At 71.9% G+C, this 23,275-nt stretch carries 22 protein-coding genes and 1 pseudogene; 13 read left to right on the forward strand and 10 right to left on the reverse strand.

Annotated features, from left to right (window positions below; genetic code table 11):
* Positions 1-2 precede the first annotated feature (2 nt).
* On the forward strand, positions 3-467 hold the full coding sequence (locus tag ABIA32_RS11805; protein ID WP_370093987.1) for a nuclear transport factor 2 family protein: 465 nt from the start codon (positions 3-5) through the stop codon (positions 465-467).
* Between the two features lie 7 nt (positions 468-474).
* On the opposite strand, the gene ABIA32_RS11810 is transcribed toward ABIA32_RS11805, so the two are convergent.
* Together ABIA32_RS11810 and ABIA32_RS11815 are read right to left on the reverse strand one after the other, a co-directional pair.
* Complete coding sequence (locus ABIA32_RS11810; protein WP_370093988.1) at positions 475-1,308, reverse strand: hypothetical protein; 834 nt, start codon at positions 1,306-1,308, stop codon at positions 475-477.
* Positions 1,309-1,338: 30 nt separating this feature from the next.
* Positions 1,339-1,710, reverse strand: a complete 372-nt coding sequence (locus ABIA32_RS11815; RefSeq protein WP_370093989.1) for a PPOX class F420-dependent oxidoreductase — start codon at positions 1,708-1,710, stop codon at positions 1,339-1,341.
* A 230-nt stretch (positions 1,711-1,940) separates the two neighbouring features.
* Between ABIA32_RS11815 and ABIA32_RS11820 the strand changes: the two genes are divergently transcribed.
* The 9 genes and pseudogenes from ABIA32_RS11820 to ABIA32_RS11860 all read left to right on the forward strand — a co-directional run bounded on the left by ABIA32_RS11820 (position 1,941) and on the right by ABIA32_RS11860 (position 10,346).
* Complete coding sequence (locus ABIA32_RS11820; RefSeq protein WP_370093990.1) at positions 1,941-2,246, forward strand: urease subunit gamma; 306 nt, start codon at positions 1,941-1,943, stop codon at positions 2,244-2,246.
* A 3-nt stretch (positions 2,247-2,249) separates the two neighbouring features.
* A complete protein-coding gene (locus tag ABIA32_RS11825; RefSeq protein ID WP_370093991.1) occupies positions 2,250-3,062 on the forward strand; it encodes a cobalamin biosynthesis protein CbiX in 813 nt (270 codons plus the stop codon).
* A 40-nt stretch (positions 3,063-3,102) separates the two neighbouring features.
* A complete protein-coding gene (locus ABIA32_RS11830) occupies positions 3,103-3,492 on the forward strand; it encodes an urease subunit beta (RefSeq protein WP_370093992.1) in 390 nt (129 codons plus the stop codon).
* The gene (gene ureC / locus ABIA32_RS11835; RefSeq protein WP_370093993.1) at positions 3,492-5,216 is read left to right on the forward strand and encodes an urease subunit alpha; all 1,725 of its coding nucleotides are present in this window, start codon (positions 3,492-3,494) and stop codon (positions 5,214-5,216) included. The genes ABIA32_RS11830 and ureC overlap by 1 nt, the downstream gene beginning before the upstream one ends.
* Positions 5,213-5,932, forward strand: coding sequence for an urease accessory protein UreF (locus ABIA32_RS11840; protein ID WP_370093994.1), 720 nt, complete (start codon positions 5,213-5,215; stop codon positions 5,930-5,932). The genes ureC and ABIA32_RS11840 overlap by 4 nt, the downstream gene beginning before the upstream one ends.
* A pseudogene (gene ureG, locus ABIA32_RS11845) lies at positions 5,892-6,611 on the forward strand (urease accessory protein UreG); the annotation flags it as partial. The gene ABIA32_RS11840 and the pseudogene ureG, both read left to right, overlap by 41 nt.
* Entirely contained in the window at positions 6,608-7,591 is a 984-nt protein-coding gene (locus ABIA32_RS11850) for an urease accessory protein UreD (protein WP_370093995.1), read from the forward strand. The pseudogene ureG and the gene ABIA32_RS11850, both read left to right, overlap by 4 nt.
* A 41-nt stretch (positions 7,592-7,632) precedes the next feature.
* Positions 7,633-9,000, forward strand: coding sequence for an ammonium transporter (locus ABIA32_RS11855; protein ID WP_370093996.1), 1,368 nt, complete (start codon positions 7,633-7,635; stop codon positions 8,998-9,000).
* A complete protein-coding gene (locus ABIA32_RS11860; RefSeq protein WP_370093997.1) occupies positions 9,000-10,346 on the forward strand; it encodes an ammonium transporter in 1,347 nt (448 codons plus the stop codon). Before ABIA32_RS11855 ends, ABIA32_RS11860 begins: the two co-directional genes overlap by 1 nt.
* 85 nt (positions 10,347-10,431) lie before the next feature.
* Here ABIA32_RS11860 and ABIA32_RS11865 read toward each other — a convergent pair whose 3' ends face one another.
* The 8 genes from ABIA32_RS11865 to ABIA32_RS11900 all read right to left on the reverse strand — a co-directional run bounded on the left by ABIA32_RS11865 (position 10,432) and on the right by ABIA32_RS11900 (position 19,523).
* A complete protein-coding gene (locus tag ABIA32_RS11865) occupies positions 10,432-11,739 on the reverse strand; it encodes a hypothetical protein (protein ID WP_370093998.1) in 1,308 nt (435 codons plus the stop codon).
* Positions 11,740-11,904: 165 nt separating this feature from the next.
* Entirely contained in the window at positions 11,905-12,567 is a 663-nt protein-coding gene (locus ABIA32_RS11870; protein WP_370093999.1) for an SRPBCC family protein, read from the reverse strand.
* Positions 12,568-12,569: 2 nt separating this feature from the next.
* On the reverse strand, positions 12,570-13,682 hold the full coding sequence (locus ABIA32_RS11875; RefSeq protein ID WP_370094000.1) for an XdhC family protein: 1,113 nt from the start codon (positions 13,680-13,682) through the stop codon (positions 12,570-12,572).
* On the reverse strand, positions 13,675-14,865 hold the full coding sequence (locus ABIA32_RS11880) for a VWA domain-containing protein (RefSeq protein ID WP_370094001.1): 1,191 nt from the start codon (positions 14,863-14,865) through the stop codon (positions 13,675-13,677). The genes ABIA32_RS11875 and ABIA32_RS11880 overlap by 8 nt, the downstream gene beginning before the upstream one ends.
* On the reverse strand, positions 14,862-15,755 hold the full coding sequence (locus tag ABIA32_RS11885) for an AAA family ATPase (RefSeq protein ID WP_370094002.1): 894 nt from the start codon (positions 15,753-15,755) through the stop codon (positions 14,862-14,864). The genes ABIA32_RS11880 and ABIA32_RS11885 overlap by 4 nt, the downstream gene beginning before the upstream one ends.
* Entirely contained in the window at positions 15,755-16,609 is an 855-nt protein-coding gene (locus ABIA32_RS11890) for a xanthine dehydrogenase family protein subunit M (protein WP_370094003.1), read from the reverse strand. The genes ABIA32_RS11885 and ABIA32_RS11890 overlap by 1 nt, the downstream gene beginning before the upstream one ends.
* Positions 16,606-18,996: a xanthine dehydrogenase family protein molybdopterin-binding subunit gene (locus ABIA32_RS11895; protein ID WP_370094004.1), complete on the reverse strand. Its 2,391-nt coding sequence runs from the start codon at positions 18,994-18,996 to the stop codon at positions 16,606-16,608. The genes ABIA32_RS11890 and ABIA32_RS11895 overlap by 4 nt, the downstream gene beginning before the upstream one ends.
* Positions 18,993-19,523: a (2Fe-2S)-binding protein gene (locus ABIA32_RS11900; protein ID WP_370094005.1), complete on the reverse strand. Its 531-nt coding sequence runs from the start codon at positions 19,521-19,523 to the stop codon at positions 18,993-18,995. The genes ABIA32_RS11895 and ABIA32_RS11900 overlap by 4 nt, the downstream gene beginning before the upstream one ends.
* Before the next feature lie 268 nt (positions 19,524-19,791).
* Between ABIA32_RS11900 and ABIA32_RS11905 the strand changes: the two genes are divergently transcribed.
* Genes ABIA32_RS11905 through ABIA32_RS11915 form a run of 3 tightly spaced genes read left to right on the forward strand, consistent with a single transcriptional unit; the run spans position 19,792 to position 23,221 of the window.
* Positions 19,792-20,241, forward strand: a complete 450-nt coding sequence (locus ABIA32_RS11905; RefSeq protein ID WP_370094006.1) for a MaoC family dehydratase — start codon at positions 19,792-19,794, stop codon at positions 20,239-20,241.
* Between the two features lie 14 nt (positions 20,242-20,255).
* Positions 20,256-21,731 (forward strand): amidase, encoded by a 1,476-nt coding sequence (locus ABIA32_RS11910; protein WP_370094007.1) that lies wholly within the window; start codon positions 20,256-20,258, stop codon positions 21,729-21,731.
* The gene (locus ABIA32_RS11915) at positions 21,728-23,221 is read left to right on the forward strand and encodes a long-chain fatty acid--CoA ligase (RefSeq protein ID WP_370094008.1); all 1,494 of its coding nucleotides are present in this window, start codon (positions 21,728-21,730) and stop codon (positions 23,219-23,221) included. The genes ABIA32_RS11910 and ABIA32_RS11915 overlap by 4 nt, the downstream gene beginning before the upstream one ends.
* The last annotated feature ends 54 nt before the right edge of the window (positions 23,222-23,275 follow it).

Genomic DNA, 23,275 nt, shown 5'->3' on the forward strand with positions numbered 1-23,275 from the left:
GGATGGACGACAAGATCACCGCCCCGATCGATCGAATGCTCGCGGAACGCGCGTGCGAGCGGATCATCTTCGACTTCATCCACCGCCTCGACCTCGGCGAGCCGAGCTCGGTCGCTGAACTCTTCACACCCGACGGTGTCTGGCACTGGCCGCACGGCGACCGCCGCATTGAGGGCCGTGAGTCCCTGCGCGCCTATTTCGCTTCGCGTCCTTCGGACAGGCTCTCTCGTCGCCTGATGATGAATGTCCTGGTCACGGTCGAGTCCGCGACGAGGGCTCGCGCGGTCTCCTATCTGACGACGTATCGGGTGGACGGCTACGTCGGCGGCATGATCGAGCCTCGCCTCCCGGTCAACGTGGGTCACTACGAGGACACCTTCCGCGCCATCGACGGCGACTGGTTCCTCGCGACCCGTACCGTCTTCCTTCCCTTCGGTTCCGATACCGAGCGACTTCCCGCCAGCTGAACGGGGGCTATCCGCCCGGAGCGTCGAGAAAGCGGTGCAAGGAGGTCGTCATGGCGGCGACGAACCCGTGGCGGGTCCGGTCGGACAGGAGGTCGAGTGACAGGTAGGGGTTGAGGTCCTCGAGCTCGACCAGCAGCAGTTCGCCGTCCCGGTCGCGACAGGCGTCCACACGCTGAATGCCGTGGTCGAGAGTGTTCCAGTCGATGAAGCGGTGGGCGAAGGCGAGGTCGGCATCGGTCGGCTCGTAGGGTTCGAGGACCCAGCGCCGATCGGGGTCGGGGGCGTAGAGGGCGTACTGGAAGCTGTCGTCGACGAAGTAGAACGACACCTCGTAGCGGAAGTCGATCCGCGGCTGGACCAGGATGTCGCCGTACGCGAGGCCGCCCAGGCGCTCCGGCGGCACGAAGGTCAGGCCTATCGAGTCCGCTCCGGCCTTGGGCTTGACCGCGTACTCGCCGCTCTCCGGCAGGCTGCCCAGGTCCTGCGGCCGGTCGATGGTGGGGATGACCGGGTACCCGGCGGCGGTGAGGTCCAGCAGGTACTGCTTGCCGGCCATGTCGCCGCGGCCCGTGAGCGGGTTGTAGACCCGCGTGCCGCGCGCCGTGGCCTGCTTCCGGAACGCTTCGTACGCCGCCTGGTAGTGCAGCACAGGGCCGCTGTTGCGGACCACGACCGCGGCGAAGGCGTCCATCAGCGCGGCGGCGTCCAGCGGGTGACACAGGGCGATGTCGAATTCGTCGCGTAGCCGCGAGGTCAGGAAGATGTCCTCGTCGCAGTAGCGTCGGCCTCGGGCCTGGTAGGCGAGGTCCGTCACGAACAGAACGCTGGGTCGGGCCGGCATGGTGCACCTCTCGGATCGGTGGCGGCCAAGCTACTCGATGCCGAAGCTGTTGACCCTGTCGGGATGGATGCGGATGAAGGCGTCGCCGAATCCTCGCCCGAAGTGCGCGCCCCCGGTGGGGATCGCCTCGGCGCGGCCGCGGATCTCCAGCATGCGTGGGGTCCACGGATCGGTCGACACGAGATCGTCGACCACGATCGCCGCCCAGCCGTTGGCCTGGACGTCCCGGTACTTCTTGGTGGACGCCACGTGGTGGCCACCGGCGTCGATCGTGCCGAGTTCGGCGTTGTAGCGGAACGAGGTCGGCACCACATGCGGCTTGTGGTCGGCTCCGGCGGTGGCCAGCCGGCCCAGCAGCTGGCTTCCGAGATACGCGATCTGCGCGGCCGTCAATTCGGTCATGCGACCAGTAGACAGCGGGACAGCCATGTCGGTCACGCGACAAGGCCGGTCCCTGCGGTCTGGCCAGGCCGAGCAAGAAGTGGTTAAGAGACGCTCAACAAGATGTTGACGGATTCGGGCGCTGCCCCTACCTTCCTCGAAGGTGGAATTAACTTTCCGCATAGTGGAATGTCTCTCAGGCCGCGTGCTTCCCGCGCCGGCCGTCCCGCGCCCGCAGAAGGAGCGCCCCGATGAACCTCGCGCCCCGTGAGATCGACAAGCTCTACGTCTTCGTGGTGGCCGACCTGGCCCGCCGCCGCCGCGACCGCGGCGTGAAGCTCAACTACAGCGAGGCCGTCGCGCTGATCAGCGAAGGCATCCTGGAAGGCGCGCGGGACGGCCGGACGGTCGCCGAATGCATGGAACTCGGCAAGGGGATCGTCGGCGCAGGGGACGTCATGCCCGGCGTTCGCGAGATGCTGCCGCTGCTGCAGATCGAGGCCGCGTTCGTGGACGGCACCAAGCTCGTCTCCTGCCACGATCCGATCGGCGCCTGAGCCGTGCTGGTCCTGGTCGGCGGGCACGAGAGCGGCGGAGCTGAGGCGCTGCAGCCGCTGGCGGCGTCCGGGCACGCCTTCCGCGCCGTCGGAGTCGGGCGGGACCTCGTCAGGGCCGTCGCGGACGCCCTCGCCGCCGTGCCCGGCGGACCGGTCTGCGTGGTGCCCATGACGCTGGGCCGCGACCCGCGACTGGTCGCCGACACCGCCCGAGGGCTGCGCTGGCTGGCCGGCCCCGCGACCGTGGGGCGAGTCGCCCTCACCGAGCCCTTCGGCAGTGCCGGACACCTGGTGGGCTGGCTGCGAGCCGCCGCCGGCCGGGCCGCTGCCTCCGCCGTGCTGGTCACCGCGCGGGCGGCGGGGCCCTTCGAGGACGCGGAGCTGTTCCGGATCGCCAGGCTGGTCCGCCAGTACGGCGCCCACCGCTGGGTCGAGGTGGCCTTCACCGGCGGCGACCCCGACGTCGACGAGGGGGTCGACCGCTGCCGACGACTGGGCGCGACCGAGGTGCTGCTGGTCCCGGCCGGTTTCGGTCCGGCCGCGCCCGCGTCGACGTCGGTCGCAGGCGCCGTGGACGGCGGACCGCTGCTCTCCCCGCACGCCGTCGCAGGCGTGCTCGCCGCCCGCGCGCACGAGGCGCTGCGCCGGCTTCGGGACGGCGACGACGGCATCGCGGCCGGGCTCGACGCGGAGCACGGCCACGGCTACGCGCACTCGCACGCGTCGGTCACGGAGGCCACGCCCGCCGCCACGGATCCGCACCCCCACCCACACCCCCACCTGCACCGGCACGTGCGCCACCACGCACACCACTGAAGCCCGGCCCCCGCCGACCCATCGCCGAAAGAGAGACGCCATGTCAGCAGGCAGACCCGCCTACCTGTACGGAGAGGCACCGGTCGAGATCAACGCCGGTCGGGCCAGAGTGCGCGTGCGGGTGAGCAACACCGGCGACCGGGCCGTCCAGGTCGGCTCCCACTACCACTTCTTCGAGGTGAACCGGGCCCTCGGCTTCGACAGGGAACAGGCCTTCGGGATGCACCTGGACCTGCCCGCCGGAACCGCCGTCCGGTTCGAACCCGGCGACACCCGCGACGTGGACCTGGTCGCCTACGCCGGGCACCGGCGTCTGGTCGGCTTCAGCGGTCTTGTCGACGGCGGCCTCAACTCGGCCGACACCCGGGCCAAGGCGCTGCGCCGCGCCGCCGAGCTCGGCTTCCTCGGCGAGAAGGGCGGCGAGCTCTGATGGCGATCATCCCCCGCAGCCAGTACACCGACCTGTTCGGCCCGACCGTCGGCGACCGGTTCCATCTCGCCGACACCAACCTGGTGGTCGAGGTCGAGAAGGACCACAACCAGGGCCACTACGGCGACGAGGCCGTCTACGGCGGCGGCAAGGGCATCCGCGACGGGATGGCCCAGGACCCGGCGGCGACCAGCTTGCAGGGCGCGCTCGACCTGGTCGTCACCAACGTCGTGGTGCTGGACCCGGTGCTCGGCGTGGTCAAGGGCGACATCGGCGTCAAGGACGGCTTCATCACCGCCGTCGGCAAGGCGGGCAACCCGAGGCTGCAGAGCGGGGTCCACCCGAAGCTGGTGATCGGGCCGGGCACCGAGGTGATCTCCGGCGAGCATCTGATCGCCACCGCCGGCGGCGTGGACACGCACATCCACTTCATCGCCCCGCAGCAGGCCCAGGAGGGCCTGACCAACGGCATCACCACCTTCATCGGCGGCGGCACCGGCCCGACCGACGGCACCAACGGCACCACCTGCACGCCGGGACCGTGGAACATCGGCCGGATGTTCCAGGCCGTGGAGGACCTCTCGGTCAACACGGGCCTGCTCGGCAAAGGCAACGGCTCGCTGCCGGAGGCGCTGCGCGAGCAGGTCGAGGCGGGCGCCTGCGGCCTGAAGGTGCACGAGGACTGGGGCGCCACCCCGGCGACCATCGACACCGCGCTGCGGGTGGCGGACGAGTACGACGTGCAGGTCGCCATCCACACGGACACCCTCAACGAGTCGGGCTTCTTCGAGGACACGCTCTCCGCGATCGACGGCCGGACCATCCACACCTTCCACACCGAGGGCGCGGGCGGTGGCCACGCCCCGGACATCATGCGGATCGCGGGCGAGCCCAACGTCCTGCCCTCGTCGACCAATCCGACCCTGCCCTACACCGTCAACTCGATCGACGAGCTGCTCGACATGGTGATGGTCTGTCACCACCTGAGCCACGACATCCCTGAGGACGTCTCCTTCGCCGACTCCCGGGTGCGCGCCGAGACCGTGGCCGCCGAGACGGTGCTCCACGACGAGGGCGTCATCTCCATCTTCTCCTCCGACTCCCAGGCGATGGGCCGGGTCGGCGAGTCCTTCACCCGCGCCTTCCAGACTGCGCACCACTGCAAGGACCAGCGCGGCAAACTGGCCGGCGACAGCGAGCGCAACGACAACCACCGGGTGCTGCGCTACCTGGCCAAGCTCACCATCAACCCGGCCATCGCCACCGGCACCGCCGACTGGATCGGCTCGCTGGAGCCGGGCAAGCTCGCGGACATCGTGCTCTGGCCGATCCACTCCTTCGGCGCGAAGCCGAAGCTGGTGATCAAGGGCGGCATGGTCAACTGGGCGCTGATGGGCGACCCGAACGCCTCGCTGCCGACCACCCAGCCGATCTACTACCGCCCGATGTTCGGGGCGATGGGGAAGGCCCGGCAGGCCACCCGGGTCTCGTTCATGTCGCAGGTCGCGATCGACCGCGGCGTGCCCGCCGAACTCGGCCTGGACAGCCGGGTGCTGCCGGTGCGTGACTGCCGCACCGTCGGCAAGCAGCACATGGTGCGCAACGACGCCCTGCCGAAGATCGAGGTCGACCCGGAGACCTACCAGGTCACCATCGACGGCGAGCCCGCCACCATCGAGCCGGCCCGGACCCTCCCGCTCAACCACCTCTTCTACCTCGCATGAGCACGCCCGTGAGCACGCCCGTGACGACCACCGCCCTCGACAGCCTGCTGGTCAGCCTCCAGCTGACCGACTCGGCCTTCCCCAGCGGGTTCTACACGCTCTCGCACGGCCTGGAGGGCTACGTCCAGGCCAAGCAGGTCGACCAGGACACCATGCCGGTGCTGCTGGAGGACCTGCTGCGCCACTCGGTCGGCCCAGCGGACGCCACCGCGCTCGCGCTCGCCCACCGGGCGGTCGGGGCGGGGGAGTGGGACGCCCTGGTCGAGGTGGACCAGCGCCTCTTCGCGAGCAAGCTCAACCGCGAGCTGCGGCTGGCCTCGACCCGGACCGGGCGGCAGATGCTGGACACCGCCAGGCTCGCCCTGGGCGGTGCGGAGTTGGACCACTACACCGAGCTGGTGGTGGCGAAGCGGACGCCGGGCTGCCAGGCGGTGGTCGCCGGGGTGGCCTACGCGGCGAGCGGCGTCGCGGCCGACCAGGCGGTGGCGAGCGATCTGTTCGCCTTCTGCGTCAGCTTCGTCAGCGCGGGCCTGCGGTTGCGGCTGACGGACCACCGCCGCGCGCAGATCACCCTGCGCGCCCTGGCTCCGGTGATCGCGGAGGTCACCGCCGAAGCGCTGGAACGGGAGTTGGCGGACCTCGGCGGCTGCGTGCCGGTGGCCGACGTGATGTCCGGCCGCCACGAACGGGCCGAGGCGCGGATGTTCGCCTCATGACCGGCCTCGCCGGCGAGAACGGCACCAACGGCACCAACTGCATGAAAGAAGGCGGGAGATGACGGACGAGGTGCTCCGCGTCGGGATCGCCGGGCCGGTCGGCTCGGGCAAGACGGCGCTGATCGAGGCGCTGGTCCCGGTGCTGATCGCCCGTGGCCGACGGCCCGCGGTGATCACCAACGACATCTACACGCAGGAGGACGCCCACCACGTCCGCCGCAACCTCGCCGGGATGCTCGACCCCGAGCGGGTGGTGGGCGTCGAGACGGGCGCCTGCCCGCACACCGCCGTCCGGGACGACCCGACCATGAACCTCGCCGCCGGGGCCGAACTGCTGGAACGGTTCCCCGACATCGACACGCTGATCTACGAGTCGGGCGGCGACAACCTCACCCTGACCTTCAGTCCGGTGCTGGTCGACATGTTCTTCTTCGTGCTGGACACGGCCGAGGGCGAGAAGATGCCGCGCAAGCGCGGCCCGGGCATCACCGACTCCGACGTCCTGGTGATCAACAAGATCGACATCGCCCGATACGTGCGATGCGATCTGGACGTGATGACGGGCGACGCGGACCGGGTGCGCGAGGGCCGCCCGGTGGTGCTGACCAACAGCCTGACCGGCGAGGGACTGGAGCAGGTCGCGGACCTGCTGGAGTCCTACCGACGGGTCGCGGCATGACGACCGCCACGGTGGGACGGTCGGCGGCGGCGACGGCCCGGCTCGCGCCCGCCCACTACGAGCCCGACCGCGTCCCCGCCGAGGTGCGGCGGTACGCAGGACAGCCGCAGCAGCTCGGCGTCGGCCGGCCGGGCAAGATCGGCCTGTTGGAGCTGGGCTTCGAACGGATCGGTCCGCGCACCGAGTTGGTGACGCACTACCAGAAGTCGCCGCTCCAGATCATGCGGCCGCTCTACTTCGACCCCGCCCGGCCCGACCTGGCCGTCACCTTCCTGATGTCCACCGGCGGCGGCATCGTCCAGGCCGACCGGCTGCGGATGGACCTGCGCTGTGGCGCGGGCACGGCCGTGCACCTCACCACCCAGGCGGCCACCAAGGTCCACCGGACGGACGCGGACTACGCGACCCAGCAGGTCTTCCTGCACGCCGACGCGGACGCCTACGTCGAGTACCTGCCGGACATGACCATCCCCTACCGCGACTCGCGCTTCTACCAGCGGACCGTCGTCACCGTCGCGCCCTCGGCCACCGTGCTCGCCGGGGAGACCGTGATGGCCGGCCGGCTGGCCCACGGGGAGCGCAACGCCTACCAGGTCTTCGCCGCAGACCTGGAGTTCCGACGCCCCGACGGCCGCCTGCTCGCCCTGGACACCGTGCGGCTGGTCCCCGAGCGCGCCGCCGGACCGGGCGTCACCGGTCCCGCCGTGCTGGCCGGGCACGACCTGGTGTCCACCTTCTACGCCGTCACTCCGCTCGCACCCGCCGCCGAGGTCGCCGACGCGCTGCACCAGGCGCTGCGCGACCTGCCCGACGGCAGCGGGCTGCGCTACGGGGTGAGCGTGCTGCCCGAGGACTGCGGGGCCTGGCTCCGGGTCCTCGGCGGCGATTCCCCCACCGTCACCGCGGCGCTCCGGCAGGCCTGGGACGCCGTCCGCCGACTGCTGATCGGCGTACCGGCGCCGGTGATGCGCAAGTCCTGAACCCCCACTCCATCCCTGTACCCCGACCAGAGAGACCTCGGATGCCCTCCCACCTCGATACGGGTAACACCGCGTGGCTCATGGCGAGTACCGCCATGGTCCTGCTGATGACCCCCGGCCTTGCCTTCTTCTACGGCGGCATGGTCAAGACCAAGCACGTGCTGGTCATGCTCAAGATGAGCTTCGTCTGCCTGGCCCTGGTCACCGTGCTGTGGCTGGCCATCGGCTACAGCCTGGCGTTCGGCAAGGACGTCGGCGGCTGGGGCCTGATCGGCACGCCGGCCCACTGGATGATGCACGACATCGGCATGAACAGCCTCACAGGCTCCATCCCGACCGTCATCTTCTCTGCGTTCCAGATGGCGTTCGCCATCATCACCGTCGCACTGATCAGCGGCTCGATCGCTGGCCGTGCCACGATGCGCGGCTGGCTCTGGTTCGTCGTCGCGTGGACGCTCTTCGTCTACGTGCCGATGGCCCACTGGGTCTTCGCGTCCGACGGCTGGATCACCGCACACCTGGGCGCGCTCGACTTCGCCGGCGGTATGCCGGTGGAGATCAATTCCGGCGCGGCCGGCCTGGCCGTCGCGATCGTGGTCCGCAAGCGCAAGGACTTCGAGCGCGAGACCATCCGTCCGCACAACCTGCCGCTGGTCGTGATCGGCCTGGCGCTGCTCTGGTTCGGCTGGTTCGGCTTCAACGCCGGCTCCGCGCTGCAGACCGGCGGCACCGCGCCGATGGCCTTCCTCAACACCCAGCTCGCCGCCTGCGGCGCCATGGTCGGCTGGCCGCTGATCGAGAAGTGGCGTCTTGGCCATGTCGAGATGCTCGGCGTCGCCTCGGCGGCGGTGGCCGGCATGGTCGCGATCACCCCGGCCTGCGGTGAGGTCTCTCCGATCGGGGCGCTGGTGATCGGCTTCGTCGCCGGTGTGGTCTGCGCCTTCGCGATCAACCTCAAGCTGAAGCTCCGCTATGACGACACCCTCGACGTGGTGGGCGTGCACGGCTGGGGCGGCATCGTCGGCGTGCTCGGCATCGGCCTCTTCGCCACCTTCCAGATGAGCGGCAAGAAGGGCCTCCTCTACGGCGGCGGCGTCGACCTGCTGTGGCGTCAGGCCGTCGGCGTGGTCGCCTGCGCGACCTTCTCCTTCGGCGTGACCTGGCTGATCGCCAAGGCGATCGAGAAGACCGTCGGCTTCCGCGCCGCCGAGGAGTACGAGCACGTCCCCGGCGCGGAGGAGGAGCAGGCCTACGACGACGAGACCATCGCCGAGATCCGCCGGCGCATCGTCGAGGCCAAGGTCCCGGTGACCGTCGGCGCCGACGCCGCGGCCGGTCCGGGCGGCGTGGACGCGGCCCTGCTGGCCGAGCTCCGGCGGCTGCTGGAGCAGCGGGAGCAGGAGAAGTGATGCCGCAGCTCTTCGACTCGGGCAACTCCGCCTGGCTGATCATGGCGGCGGCGATGGTGCTGCTGATGGCACCGGGGCTGGCGTTCTTCTACGGCGGCATGGTGAAGACCGGCCAGGTCATCGCCATGCTCAAGATGTGCTTCGGCTGCGTGGTGCTGGTCAGCATCCTCTGGTTCGCCGTCGGTTACTCGCTCGCCTTCGGCAAGGACGCGGGCGGGCTCGGTGTGATCGGCTCGCTCGACCACGTCTTCATGTCCGGCGTCGGCCTCACCAGCCGCACCGGCTCGATCCCCACGGTGACCTTCTCGGTCTTCCACATGTCCTTCGCCATCGTCACGGTCGCGCTGATCAGCGGCTCGGTGGCGGGGCGGGCCAAGATGAGGGGCTGGCTGGTCTTCGCCTCGGTCTGGACGCTGCTGGTCTACGTCCCGATGGCGCACTGGGTCTTCTCGCCGGACGGCTGGGTGGCCAAGCAGCTGGGCGCGGTCGACTTCTCCGGCGGCACCGTGGTCGAACTGGCCTCCGGCGCGGCCGGTCTGGCCCTGGCCGCGGTCGCCGGCCGGCGCGCGGACTTCGAGCGCAAGCCGATCCGGCCGCACAACCTGCCACTGGTCGTGATCGGCCTGGCGCTGCTCTGGTTCGGCTGGTTCGGCTTCAACACCGGCTCCTCGCTGGGCGTGCCGGGCGCGGCGCCGATGGCGTTCGTCAACACCCAGTTCGCCGCCGGCGCGGCCATGGCGGGCTGGGCGGCGACCAGTTGGTGGCGCACCCGCCAGGTCGGCCTGCTCGACATCAGCATGGGCGCGGTCACCGGCATGGTGGCGATGACCCCGGCCGCCGGGGACGTCACCCCGCTGTGGGCCTCGGTGATCGGCTTCCTGGCCGGTCTGACCTGTGCCTTCGCCATCAGCTGGAAGTACCGCTTCGGTGTCGACGACACCCTGGACGTGGTCGGCATCCACGGCTGGGGCGGCCTCTTCGGCATGGCGATGGCGGGCCTCGCGGCCACCGGCATGATGACGGGAAAGAAGGGCCTGTTCTACGGCGGCGGCTGGGATCTGCTCGGTAAGCAGTTGGTCGCCGTGCTGGTGATCGGCCTCTTCTCGTTCGCGATGACAGCGCTGATCGGCAAGGTCGTCGACCTGACCGTCGGCCTGCGCCAGTCGCACGCGGCCGAGGAGCACGAGCAGGTCTACCAGAACGACTGGGACGTCCAGTTCAAGGAGATCGCCGACGCCCTGCGCGGCAGCGGCATCGACGAGGGCGGCCCGCAGCCGGACGCCAGCGCCCTGCTGGAGCAGGTCCGCAAGCTCCTCGCAGCGGATCCCGAGCAACTGCGGGACTGACCTCCCGCGTGAGGCCGGGTTGTGGGCTCTGGCGAGACCACGACCCGGCCTCAACGGCTGCTGCTGTGCCGGTCAGTTGTGCGGGTCAGCTGCGGCGCCCGGCCCGGCGGCGGGCGATCAGGACGGCGCCGCCGCCGAGCACGAGCGCGGCCACGGCCGCGCCCGCGATCGGCAGGGTGGCGCCGGCACCGGTCGCTGCCAGGGCAGGGCCACTCGCCGAGGCCGAAGCCGACGGCTGCGCGGAGCTGCTGCTGCCGCCGGAGCCGACCGGAGCCGCGAGCGTCTCCGGGGTGAAGAGCAGGCCCTTGGGCGAGCCGAGCTTGGCGAAGGAGCTGACGGTCCCGGTGGCCGTGTCGAGCGTGCCCAGGGTGCCGGGGAGCGTGGTGGAGTCGCCCGGGACCGAGGTGAAGGCCTGACCGGCGGTGAACTGGCCGGTGATGGCGAGGATCTTGTCGTTCTTGGAGTCGACGACGTAGAGCGTGCCGGTGCTGCCGGTCGCGAAGGTGGTGTCGTCGACCTGGGTGTTGAGGTTGAGCACCGTAGGAGTCTGGGCGCCGTTCTGGAAGATCAGCTGCTTGTCGCCCTGGCTGTCCAGGAGCAGGTCGCCGCCGAACCGGGGAGCGGCGGCGGGAACGTGCTCGCTGGAGTCGGGGTCGGACAGGTTGAGCTTCGTGCTCTTCCCGGTGACGGCGTCCTTGGCGACCGCGTTGTCCGAGAGCACCGGGGTCAGCGCCACGGTCCCGGTTCCGCCCGCCGCCGGGGTCAGGACGGCGGTGTAGAGGGCCGGCTTGCTGTAGGTCTTGCCGTCGGCGTCGGCGGCTGGGGCCGAGCCGGTGAGGTAGATCTTCCCGCCGGTGACCAGCACGCTGTCCGTGCCGCCTCCGTGGGTCATGCCCTGGAAGGCGAAGTGCTGCAGCTGAGCCGACGCGGCGGCCGAGGGGGTGACGGTGTAGAGGCTGGAGTTGCCGTCCTCGTTGACCGTGGCGATGACGCGGTTGCCGTCCGCGTCCGCGCCCATACCGTCGACCTTGCCGGTCACCGACCAGGACGCGAGCTGCTGACCCGCGAGTGTGTACTCCACGATGGTGCTCTTGGTGGCGCCCTTGGGGGAGGCCTTGCCGTCGGAGCCGACGCCGTTCTGGTAGGCCACGAACAGGTGGTTCCCCAGGCGGGTGATGTCATCCGGGCTGCTCTGCCCGGTCGGGCCGGTGGCGACCGTCTGTACGGAGAATCCGGCCGGGACGGTCGGTGCGGCGGGGGCGGAAGACGTCGCGACCGCGGCGCTGGCCAACGCCGGGTACATACCGGTCACGGCTCCGGCGAAGGAGACGGCCAGAGCAAGAGCTGCTGCGCGGGGGAGCGATCGGCGGGCGGACGCGATGCGCGAAGGCATGATGGCGTTCCTGGGGCTCGGAGAAGGTCGAAGCCGCGACCCTGCCGGGCGGCGTGCGCGCCAGTTCTCGCAGGAGCAGATGGCCCGTGGGTGTCGCGATGGGGAACTGAGAGCGGACTGTGCGCTTGATGGTGGTAAGTAAGAGTCCCCAGTGGCCCCGAATGCTCAACGACCGCCCGTAGCGTGCGGGCTTGCCGGGTCGAGACTGCGGCGGATCAGGCGGGCGAGGGCGGTCAGGCAGAGGGCGGTCAGCGCGAGGAGGGCCGCGCGGCGCAGGACGGGGGCGAGAACGGGCAGCAGGTCGAGTGGGGTGGTGGCGTCGGTCGGAGGCGCGGGTGCCGCAGGCTCTTCGGAAGGCGGTGCGGCGGTGGTCGCGGCCGTGGTCGCGGCGAGCCGTTGCGAGAGGCGGTCGGCGAACTCGGCGATGACGCGGTCGCCGATGTCGGCCATGACGCCGCGGCCGAACTGGGCCGGGCGGCCGGTGATCGTCAGGTCCGTGTCGACGTCCACCTCCGTCGCGCCGTCGTCCTGCTCGTGGACCGCGACGACCATGGTGGCGGCGGCCGTTCCCGCGCCGCGCTGCTCGCGGCCGGTGGCGTGGACGACCATGCGGTGGCTCGCGTCGTCGCGTTCGTCGATGACGGCCCGGCCCCGGTAGGCGACGGTGATCGGGCCGACCTTGACCGTCATCGTCCCGTACACCGTGTCGTCGTCGACCCGGTCGACCGAGGCTCCCGGCAGGCAGGGAGCGATCTCCTCGATCTCGCCGAGCGCGCGCCAGACCTCGTCGGTGGAGGCCGGCACGGTCATGTCGTGGTGCAGCAGCATGGTCAGCTCCTCGCTCGCGGGTCGGGGCCGTGCACGGCGCCGGTGGTGTGGGAGAGGGCGGCGCCGGTGCCGCCCCAGCGGGACGAGACGATCTCCGCCGCGATCGAGACGGCCACCTCCTCCGGGGTGCGGGCGCCGAGATCGAGGCCGATGGGCGCGTGCAGGCGCGCCAGCGCGGGCTCGTCGACGCCGGACTCGCGCAGGCGTCGCAGCCGGTCCTCGTGGGTGTGGCGGCTGCCCATCACGCCGATGTACGCGGCGGGTGTCCGCAGCGCCACCTCCAGGACCGGCACGTCGAACTTGGGGTCGTGGGTGAGCACGCAGATCACCGTCGAGCGGTCGACCTGCGTGGCGGCCAGGTAGCGGTGCGGCCAGTCGACGACCACCTCGACCTGCGGCGGGAACCGCCGCGCCGTGGCGAAGACGGGGCGCGCGTCGCAGACCGTCACCCGGTACCCGAGGAACGCCCCCAGATCGGCGACCGCTGCGGCGAAGTCGATGGCCCCGAAGACGAGCAGGCGCGGCGGGGGCGCGAAGGACTGCAGGAAGACGGTGACCTGGTCCATCCGCCGCTCTCCGTGCAGGCCGTAGTGGCGCTGCGCGGTTACCCCCTGCGCCAGTTCGCCGCGCGCGTCCGCGGTGACCGCGGCGTCCAGCCCGGACGAGCCGAGTGAGCCGGCCACCCGGTCGGGCCAGACGGCCAGTACCGCGCCGATGTCCGGAGTGTCGAGCAGCGTCGCCAGCGCGACGGGCTGCTGTTCGGCGACCGACGCCGCCACGGGGTCGAAGGTCCGGTCCAGTGCCGCCGAGACCGGCCGCACCAGCAGCGTGATCTCCCCGCCGCAGCTCAGGCCGACGGCGAAGGCGTCGTCGTCGCTGTAGCCGAACGTCGAGAGCTGGGCCCGGCCGGTGCGGACGACCTCCTGGGCCAGGTCGAAGACCGCGCCCTCGACGCAGCCGCCCGAGACGCTGCCGGCCACCTCGTCGCCGGGGCCGACGGCCATCGCCGCGCCCGGCGCGCGCGGCGCGCTGCGGGTCACCCCGACGACCGTGGCGAGCCCGAACTCCGCGCCCGTCGCGTACCAGCGCCGCAGCGTGGGCAGGATGTCACGCATCAGCCGCTCCTCCCACCACGGCGGCCAAGTGCTCAAGCGCCGCGAGGCTGTGACCCTCGAGGAACACGTCCACGCTCGGCAGCGCGGCCGCCATGCCCGCCGCCAGGGGTGCGTAACCCGGTCGGCCCTTGCAGGGGTTGGCCCAGACGACGCGGTGGGCGAGCCCGTGCAGGCGCCGCATCTGCGCCGCCAGCAGGGCGGGATCGCCGCGCTCCCAGCCGTCCGAGAGCACCACCACCACGGCCCCCCTGGCCAGTCCGCGCCGCCCCCAGCCGTCGACGAAGGCGCGCAGCGTCTCGCCGAGGCGGGTGCCGCCGCTCCAGTCGGGCACTGCCCGGCTCAGCGCGGCCATGGCGACGTCGGGCCGACGGTGCGTCAACTCGGTGCTGACGCGGGTCAGTCGGGTGCCGAGGGTGAACACCTCCGTGCGCGGCAGCCTGCCCGCGCGGGCAGGCATGCGCGCCGCATGCGCGAAGCGCAGCAGCGCGTCCGCGTAGGGCGACATCGACCCGCTGACGTCGACCAGCAGCACCACCCTGCGCGGCCGCTCCACGCGCGCCCGGCGACGCAGCCGCGCGGGCTCGCCGCCGCGCCGGAGCAGCTCCCGCACGGTGCGACGCGGGTCCACCTCGCCCCGCCGGGACGGCCGCCGCCGCGCGGTGCGGCGCGGCTCACCGCCCAGGGCGAGCGCGGCGAGCAGGCGTCGCAGCTGGGCCCGCTCCGCGTCGGTCATCGTGGCGATGTCCCGATGACGCAGCACCTCGGCCGCGCTGGCCAGGGACGCGACCTGACGCGGGCTCACGGGGGCCGGTTCGCCCGTCCCGCCTGGTACAGCGGCGAGGGACAGTCGCGGGAGCGGGCGGACCGGCACGGGCCGCCGGGCGGCAGGAACCCTGGCGTCAGCGCCGAAGTAGGCGGCGAAGACGCGGTCGTAGCGATCCAGGTCGTCCCGTTCGGCGCAGAGGGCCAGCCGCCCCGCCCAGTACACGTGGTGGCGCGGTCCTGCCCCCAGCAGATCCAGCGCACGGAGGAAGCCGTGCACCTGGTCGGGCGCAACGGCCACCCCGGCCGCCCGCAGGGTCCGGGCGAAGCCCACCAGCACAGCTGTCGCCGCCTCGGCACCGAGCGCCCTGGCCGGGTCCACCGCTGTGGCGGCGGCTGCCGCGCCGGCTCGGCGGGTCATGGCGGGCTGCCCGTTGGCGCGGTGGCGAGCAGCGCCGTCAGGTCGAGTGACCGGGCCTGGCCGATGTCCTCGCGGTACTTGAGCACCGAGCCGAGCGTGGCCGTGGCCAGCTCCGCGTCCAGGGAGCTCGCGCCGAGCGTGTGCAGGGCCTCGGCCCAGTCCAGGGTCTCCGCCACGCCCGGCGGTTTGACGAGGTCGCGGGCGCGCAGCGCGCGGACGGCCGTGGTGACCTGGGCGGCCAGGCGCTCCGTCACCTGCGGCAGGCGCCGACGGACGATGGCCACCTCGCGGGCGAAGTCCGGGTGGTCGAACCAGTGGTAGAGGCAGCGGCGCTTCAGCGCGTCGTGCACCTCACGGGTGCGGTTGGAGGTGAGCACCACGACCGGCGGCTGCTCCCCCCGCAGCGTGCCGAGCTCGGGGACGGTCACCGTGTACTCGGACAGCAGCTCCAACAGCAGCGCCTCGAACTCCTCGTCGGCCCGGTCCACCTCGTCCACCAGCAGCACCGACGGATGGGTCTCCAGGGCGCGCAGCAACGGCCGGGCGATCAGGAAGCGGGGGCTGTAGAGCTGGTTCTCCAGCAGCTCGGGGTCGGAGACGCCGCCCGCCTCGGCCACCTTCAGATGCAGCAGCTGCCGTGGGAAGTCCCAGTCGTACAGGGCCTGGGCGGCGTCGATGCCCTCGTAGCACTGCAGTCGGATCAGCGGCGCGCCGAGCGCCTGCGCGAGGGCGCCCGCCAGGGCGGTCTTGCCCGTGCCGGCGTCGCCCTCGCAGAAGATCGGCCGGTGCAGTCGGACGGCCAGGAAGCAGGCGACCGCCAGCCCGTCGTCGACGAGGTAGCCGGTCTCCTCCAGCTTCGTCCGCAGCGCCTGCGGATCCTCCGGTTCCATCAGGTCCCTGCCGCGGCCAGGACGGCGCGCCCGGTGAGCACTCGGGCCAGGTGCTCGCGGTACTCGGCGGAGCCGGACAGATCGGTCGGCGGATGGGCGCCCTCGGCGGCCATCGTCGCGGCCCGGCCGACGGCCTCCGGCGAGGGGTCCGCTCCGGCCAGCGCGGTCTCGGTCAGGTGCGCGCGCAGCGGCCTCGCGCCCATGTTGACCAGGCCGATCCTGGCCTCGGCGATCCGGTCCCCGTCGCGGCGCACCGCCGCGGCGACGCCGACCACGGCCCAGGCCTGGGCGACGCGGTTGAACTTCTCGTAGTGGAAGCCCCAGCCGTCCAGCACCGGCAACTGGATCTCGGTCAGCAGTTCGTCGGGGCGCAGCGAGCTCTGCAGGTAGTCGACGAAGAACTCCGCCGCCGGGATCGTGCGATAACCCTGCGGGCCGAGCGCGACCATCGTGGCGTCCAGCGCCAGGCAGACCGCCGGCAGGTCACCGGCCGGGTCGGCGTGGGCGAGCGAGCCGCCGAGCGTGCCGCGGTGGCGTACCGCCGGGTCGGCGACCGTCGCGGCCGCCTGAGCCAGCAGTCCTGCGTGCGCGCGGACCAGCGGGTCGTGGATGACGTCGTGATGCGTCGTCATCGCGCCGATGACCAGCTTCGTGTCCTCCTGGCGCACCCCGCGCAGCTGCTCGATCCGGCCGACGTCGACGAGCAGCTCGGGGAAGGACAGGCGCAGGCGCAGGATCGGCAGCAGGCTCTGGCCGCCGGCCAGCACCTTGGCCTCCGGCCCGGCGTCGGCGAGGGTGTGGACGGCCTCGTCCACGGTCTCGGGTCGGGCGTAGTCGAACGCTGCGGGGATCACGACGAGGCCTCCTTGCTGGAAGCGGCAGCCCTGACGGCCTGCCAGATCCGTTCCGGCGTGCAGGGCATCCGCACGTCACGGACGCCCAGCGGCCGCAGCGCGTCGATGACGGCGTTGACGACGGCCGGGGTGGACGCGATGGTCCCGGCCTCGCCGACACCCTTGACGCCCAGCGGATTGGAGGTCGCCGGGGTCTCGGTGCGATCGGTGACCAGGTCCGGCAGGTCCGGCGCGGCCGGGACCAGGTAGTCGGCCATGGTGCCGGAGACCAGGTTCCCGGCTCCGTCGTAGACGGCCTCCTCGTACAGCGCCTGGGCGATGCCCTGTGCGACGCCGCCGTGCACCTGCCCCTCGACGATCATCGGGTTGACCACGCGTCCGACGTCGTCGACGCAGACGTACGAGCGGATCTTCACCCGGCCCGTCTCGGTGTCCACCTCGACCGCGCACAGGTGGGTGCCGTGCGGGTAGGAGAAGTTCTCGGGGTCGACCAGGTGCTCCGCGTTGAGCGTGGGCTCCATGCCCTCAGGCAGGTCGTGGGCGGCGAAGACGGCGAAGGCGATCTCCTGGATCGTCCGGCGCGCGTCCGGCGAGCCGCGGACGGCGAAGGCGCCGTCGGCGAACTCCAGGTCCTCCTCGCTCGCCTCCAGCAGGTGGGCCGCGACGGTGCGGGCCTTGGCGACGACCTTCTGCGCCGCCTGGTGCACCGCGATGCCGCCGACCACCAGGGAGCGGGAGCCGTAGGTGTCCATGCCCTGCGGCGCGACACGGGTGTCGCCGTGCATGACCTCGACGTCCTCGAACGGCACGCCCAGCACGTCGGCGGCGATCTGGCTCCAGGCGGTGACGTGGCCCTGGCCGTGCGGGCTGGTCCCGGTGATCACCTCGACCTTGCCGGTGGCCAGCATCCGGATGGACGCCGCCTCCCAGCCGCCCGCCGCGTAGCGCAGCGAGCCGAGGATCCGGCTCGGGGCCAGGCCGCACATCTCGGTGTAGGTGGAGATGCCGATGCCCAGGCGCACCGGATCGGCGTTGGCGTTGCGGGCGCGCTGCTCGGCGCGCAGGTCCTCGTAGCCGAAGAGCGCGACGGCGCGGTCGGTCGCGGCCTCGTAGTTGCCGCTGTCGTAGGTCAGACCGGCGATGGTCGTGAACGGGAACTCCTCGTGCCGGATCCAGTTGCGGCGGCGCAGCTCCAGCGGGTCCAGGCCGAGTTCGGCCGCGAGCTCGTCCATGGTCCGCTCGATGGCGAAGGTCGCCTCCGGGCGGCCGGCGCCACGGTAGGCGTCGGTCGGGGTCTTGGTGGTGAAGACGCCGGTGCAGTGGAAGTCGTAGGCGTCCATCCTGTAGATGCCCGGGTACATGAAGGCGCCCAGCAGCGGCACGCCGGGGGTGACGATCATCAGGTAGGCGCCCATGTCGGCCAGCAGGTCCACCTTCAGTCCGAGCAGCCTGCCGTCGCGGGTCGCGGCGAGCTCGATGTCCTGGATCTGGCCGCGGCCGTGGTGCTGCGCCTGGTAGCTCTCGGACCTCGACTCGGTCCACTTCACCGGTCGGCCGAGCGCGCGGGCGAGCGCCAGGGCGATCGCCTCCTCGCCGTAGACCTGCAGCTTGGAGCCGAAGCCGCCGCCCACGTCCGGGGCGACGACGCGCAGCTTGTGTTCGGGAATGCCGGTGGTCAGCGCCATCATGATGCGCACGATGTGCGGGATCTGGGTCGAGGAGTACAGCGTGTACTCCCCGGTCGCGGGCACCGGGACCACCATGACGGCCCGGGGCTCCATCGCGTTCGGGATGAGCCGCTGCTGCGTGTACCGACGGCGCACCACGACGTCGGCGGCGGTCTTGGCGGCCTCGTAGTCGCCGGAGACGAGCGGCCAGGTGTAGCAGCGGTTGCTGCCCTTGTCGGCGTGGACCAGCGGCGCGCCCTCGGCCAGCGCCTCCTCCAGGTCCAGCACCGGAGGCAGCGGCTCGTAGTCCACCCAGATGTCCTCCAACGCGTCCGCCGCCGCGTAGCGGTCGCGCGCGACGACGACCGCGACCGGATCGCCGACGTAGCGGACCTCGTCCACGGCGAGCGGCGGGTGGTCCGGCAGGATCATGTCCTCGGTCACCTGCCAGGCGCACGGCAGCGAGCCGAGACCTTCCGCCAGGTCGCGGCCGGTGAAGGCGGCGACCACGCCGTCCCGCGCCAGCGCGGGGCTCGCGTCGACGCGCTCGATCCGCGCGTGCGCCATCGGGCTGCGCAGGATCGCGGCGTACAGCAGGCCGGGGACGGACATGTTGTCGGTCCAGTTGGTCTGCCCGGTCACCAGGCGGGCGTCCTCCTTGCGGGTCCGCGCGCGTCCGACCTCGCGCCGGACCTCGCCTCCCGTGAGCTGCTCGGTCATGCCCGCGCCTCCTGGCCGGTCGCCTGCGGCAGGTCCGCGGCCTTGCCCCGCGGCTCGGGCGCGCCGTGCCGGCGCAGCTCGGCCGCCGCGGCGAGCACGGCGCGGACGATGTTCTGGTAGCCCGTGCAGCGGCAGAGGTTCCCCTCCAGCGCGTCACGGACCTCCTCCGAGGTCGGGTCGGGGTTCTCCGCCAGCAGGTCCCGCGCGGCCATGATCATGCCGGGCGTGCAGTAGCCGCACTGCAGGGCGTGCTGCTCGTGGAAGGCCTTCTGCAGCGGATGCCAGGCGCCGTCGGGCCCGGCCAGTCCCTGGATCGTGGTCACCCGGCCACCGTCCGCCTGCACGGCCAGTACCTGGCAGCTCTTGACGCTCACTCCGTCGAGCTCGACCGTGCAGGCACCGCAGTTGCCGGTGTCGCAGCCGATCGGGGTGCCTGTGCGGCCCAGCCGATCGCGGAGGTAGTGGACCAGGAGCAGGCGTGGCTCCACGTCGTCCTGGTAGTCGACGCCGTCGACGTTCACGGACATCCGGGCTGTTGATCTCCGCGGTGTTGATGACTGGGTCATCCTGCCCTCCTCGGGCTCTCGGGTCCTGCGACCCAGGGCCCGAAACGGCAGAAATCCGGCTATATCCCTACACTAGGTCGCCCTCATAGCCCCCGCGCGACGGCGATCGACCATTGACAGCACCTGGCCCCGCGACAATGCTAAGCAAGCGCTTAGTCACCGCCGACGGCCCGCCTCTCGTTGCCGCGGCACAGGTGGATGCGCTCCCACTCCCCGGAGGAGGTTTCGCATGGGATTTGCCACGCTCGAGGATCTTCGCGGCGCGGTCGGCACGGAGGTCGGGGTCAGCCCGTGGATCACGATCGAGCAGGCGCAGGTGGACGAGTTCGCCTCGGCGACCGGTGACCACCAGTGGATCCACACCGATCCCGAGCGCGCGGCGGCCGGTCCGTTCGGCACGACCATCGCTCACGGATTCCTGACGCTGTCGCTGCTGCCCGTGATCGGGGACAGCGTGCTGCACGTCGACGGCATCCGGATGGGCGTCAACTACGGGACCAACAAGGTGCGTTTCCCCGCTCCGGTGCCGGTGGGCTCGCGGGTCCGCGGCCGGGTCGAACTCGTCGAGGTCACCGACGTCCCCGGCGGGGTGCAGATCGTCACCAAGGTGACGATCGAGCGCGAGGGCGGCGGGAAGCCGGCCTGCGTCGCCGAGTCGGTGTCCCGGCTGTTCGTCTGATGCGGGGGTCAGCCATGCCGTCTTCCGAGCCGACTTCCGCGTCGATCCACGAGTGGGACGCGCTCACCCAGGCCGCCGCCGTTCGTTCCGGCCAGGTGAGCCCGGTCGAGCTGGTCGACCACTACCTCGACCGGATCGCCGCCTCGGACGACGCGCTCGGCGCGTTCGTCACCGTCACCGCCGACGCCGCGCGGAAGCAGGCGCGGGCCGCCGAGCGGCGGGTGCGAGAACGCCCGGACGAGCTGCCGCCGTTGTTCGGCGTGCCGACCGCGATCAAGGACCTGGTCGGCACCGCCGGCGTCACCAGTTCCTTCGGCTCGCGTGCGTTCCGCGATTTCGTGCCCGCCGTCGACGCCCACAGCGTCGCGCTGCTCCGCGCGGCCGGGACGATCAGCCTGGGCAAGACCAACACACCCGAATTCGGCCTCAACGCCTACACCGACACCGACATCGCACGCTCCGCGCGCACCCCCTGGGACCTGAGCCGCTCGGCGGGCGGGTCCAGCGGCGGGGCGGCGGCGGCCGTGGCGGCGGGGCTGGTGCCCTTCGCGCACGGCAGCGACGGCGGCGGATCGCTGCGCATCCCCGCGAGCGCATGCGGGGTGTTCGGGCTCAAGCCCTCGCGCGGCCGCGTGAGTTCGGGGCCGCTGGGCGTGGACGTCACCGGGCTGCCGGTCCAGGGTCCGATCGCGCGCACCGTGCGTGACGCCGCCGCGATGCTCGACGCGCTGGCGGTGCCGATGCCGGGCGACGCCTACTGGGCGCAGCCGTTGCCCGCCGGGGAGACCTTCCTCGGCTGGGCGGGACGCGAGCCCGGCCGAATGCGGATCGCCCGCTATGCCGACCCCGGCAGCACGGACTTCACTCTCGCGCCCGAGTGCCGGGACGCCTACGAGGACGCCGCCGCGCTGCTGATCGCCCTCGGCCATGAGGTCGTCGAGATCGCGAACCCGCTCGGACCCGAGCTGGCCGAGCCGTTCTTCACGACCTGGGCCGTCCAGTCCCTCTCCTGGCCGGTGCCGCCGGAGCGGGAGCCGCTACTGCGGCCGCTCACGCGCTGGTGGCGTGAGCGCGGCCGGGCCACCTCGGCCGACCAGTTCCTCGGCGCGCTGAGCACCCTGCAACTGTTGGCCAGGCGTGCGGTGACGAGCACTCAGGAGTTCGACGCCGTGCTCACCCCCACGCTGGCGATGCCGCCGCAGACCCCCGAGTGGTTCTTCGGCGAGGGCCCGCAGGCCGACCGGCGCGGACCGGATTTCGAGGCGGAGCTGGCACGGCAGACCGCGTTCAGTCCCTATACCGGCATCTGGAACGCCACCGGCCAGCCCGCCGCGAGCCTGCCGCTGTGGTGGACCGCCGAGGGGCTGCCGATCGGGGTCACCCTCGCCGGTCGCCCGGCCGGCGAGGGCCCGCTGCTGTCGCTGTGCGCGCAGATCGAGGCCGCGCGCCCCTGGCGCGACCGTTGGCCCGCCGAGCAGGTGCGCGCATGAGCTTCAACCTGGCGACGATGCTGCGCGAGTCGGCGAAGGCGCACCCGGACAAGGCCTGCTGCCGCGCGGGCGAGAGGTCCGTCAGCTACGCCGAGCTCGACGCGCTCTCGGACCGGGTCGCGGCGGGTCTGCTCGCCTCCGGCCTGGCGCGCGGCGACAAGGTGGCGGTCCAACTGCCCAACGTCCCCGAGTTCCTGGCCGCCTACTTCGGCATCCTCAAGGCCGGACTGGTGATGGTGCCGCTGAACCCGCTGCTCAAGGCCGCCGAGATCGCCCACCAACTGACCGACTCCCAGGCGCGCCTGCTGATCACCTTCGACGCGTGTCTGCCCGAGGCCACGAAGGCGGCGGCGGGGATCGAGGGGCTGTCGCTCTGCCTGCTCGGCCCGGCCTTCGCCGACCTCTGTGCGACGGCAGCGCCGTTCGACGTCGTCGCCACCGACGCGGACGACACCGCGGTGATCATCTACACCAGCGGTACCACCGGCCGACCCAAGGGCGCCGAACTCACGCACTTCCAGCTGTTCATGAACTGCACCACGGCGGGCGCCCTGTTCGGCGTGGAGGAGGACGACGTCACGCTGGCGGCGCTGCCCTTCTTCCACGTCTACGGACTGTCGGGGGTCGTCAACTGCGGGATCCGCTACGGCGCGACGCTGTCGCTCGTGCCGCGCTTCGACACCGCGCTCGTGCTCGACGCGATGCACGACCACGGCGTGAGCGTCTTCGTCGGCGTGCCGACGATGTTCCACGCGCTGCTTCAGGCGGACACGGCGGGGCGGGACCTGTCCCGGTTCCGGATCGCCTGCTCGGGCGGGGCGGCGATGCCGGAGGCGGTGATGACCGCCTTCGAGCAGCGCTTCGGCGTCGCGGTTCTGGAGGGCTACGGCCTGAGTGAGACCGCGAGTGCCGCCACGATGAACCCCAGCGCACGGGACCGCAGGTTCCTGTCCATCGGCAAGCCGATCTGGGGCGTCGAGGCGCGGATCGTCGACCCCGACGGGCGCGAACTGCCGTGCGGTGCCGAGCAGGTGGGCGAGATCCTGCTGCGCGGCCACAACGTCATGAAGGGCTACTACCGCAATCCGCAGGCCACGGCCGAGGCGCTGCGGGACGGCTGGCTGCACACCGGCGACCTCGCCTACCGGGACCAGGACGGCTTCCTCTACCTGGTCGACCGGGCCAAGGACCTGATCATCCGCGGCGGTTACAACGTCTACCCGCGCGAGGTGGAGGAGGTCCTCTACGCCCACCCCGCGATCGCCGAGGCGGCGGTGATCGGCCGACCGGACGAGCACCTCGGCGAGGAGGTCGTCGCCGTCGTCGCGCTACGGCCCGACGCGCCGGCCTCGACCTCTGCCGCGGAGCTCGTCGCGTACTGCCGCGACCGGCTGGCCGCCTACAAGTACCCCCGCGAGGTGCGGTTCCTGCCGGAACTGCCCAAGAACGCGACCGGGAAGCTGCTCAAGCGCGAACTGCGCCAGAGCTGAGCCCACAGCACCACCGCGCACGTCCTCCCGTTCCCCCACCCCGAGTTCTTCTCG

Source organism: Streptacidiphilus sp. MAP12-20 (assembly GCF_041262525.1).
Classification (GTDB): domain Bacteria; phylum Actinomycetota; class Actinomycetes; order Streptomycetales; family Streptomycetaceae; genus Streptacidiphilus.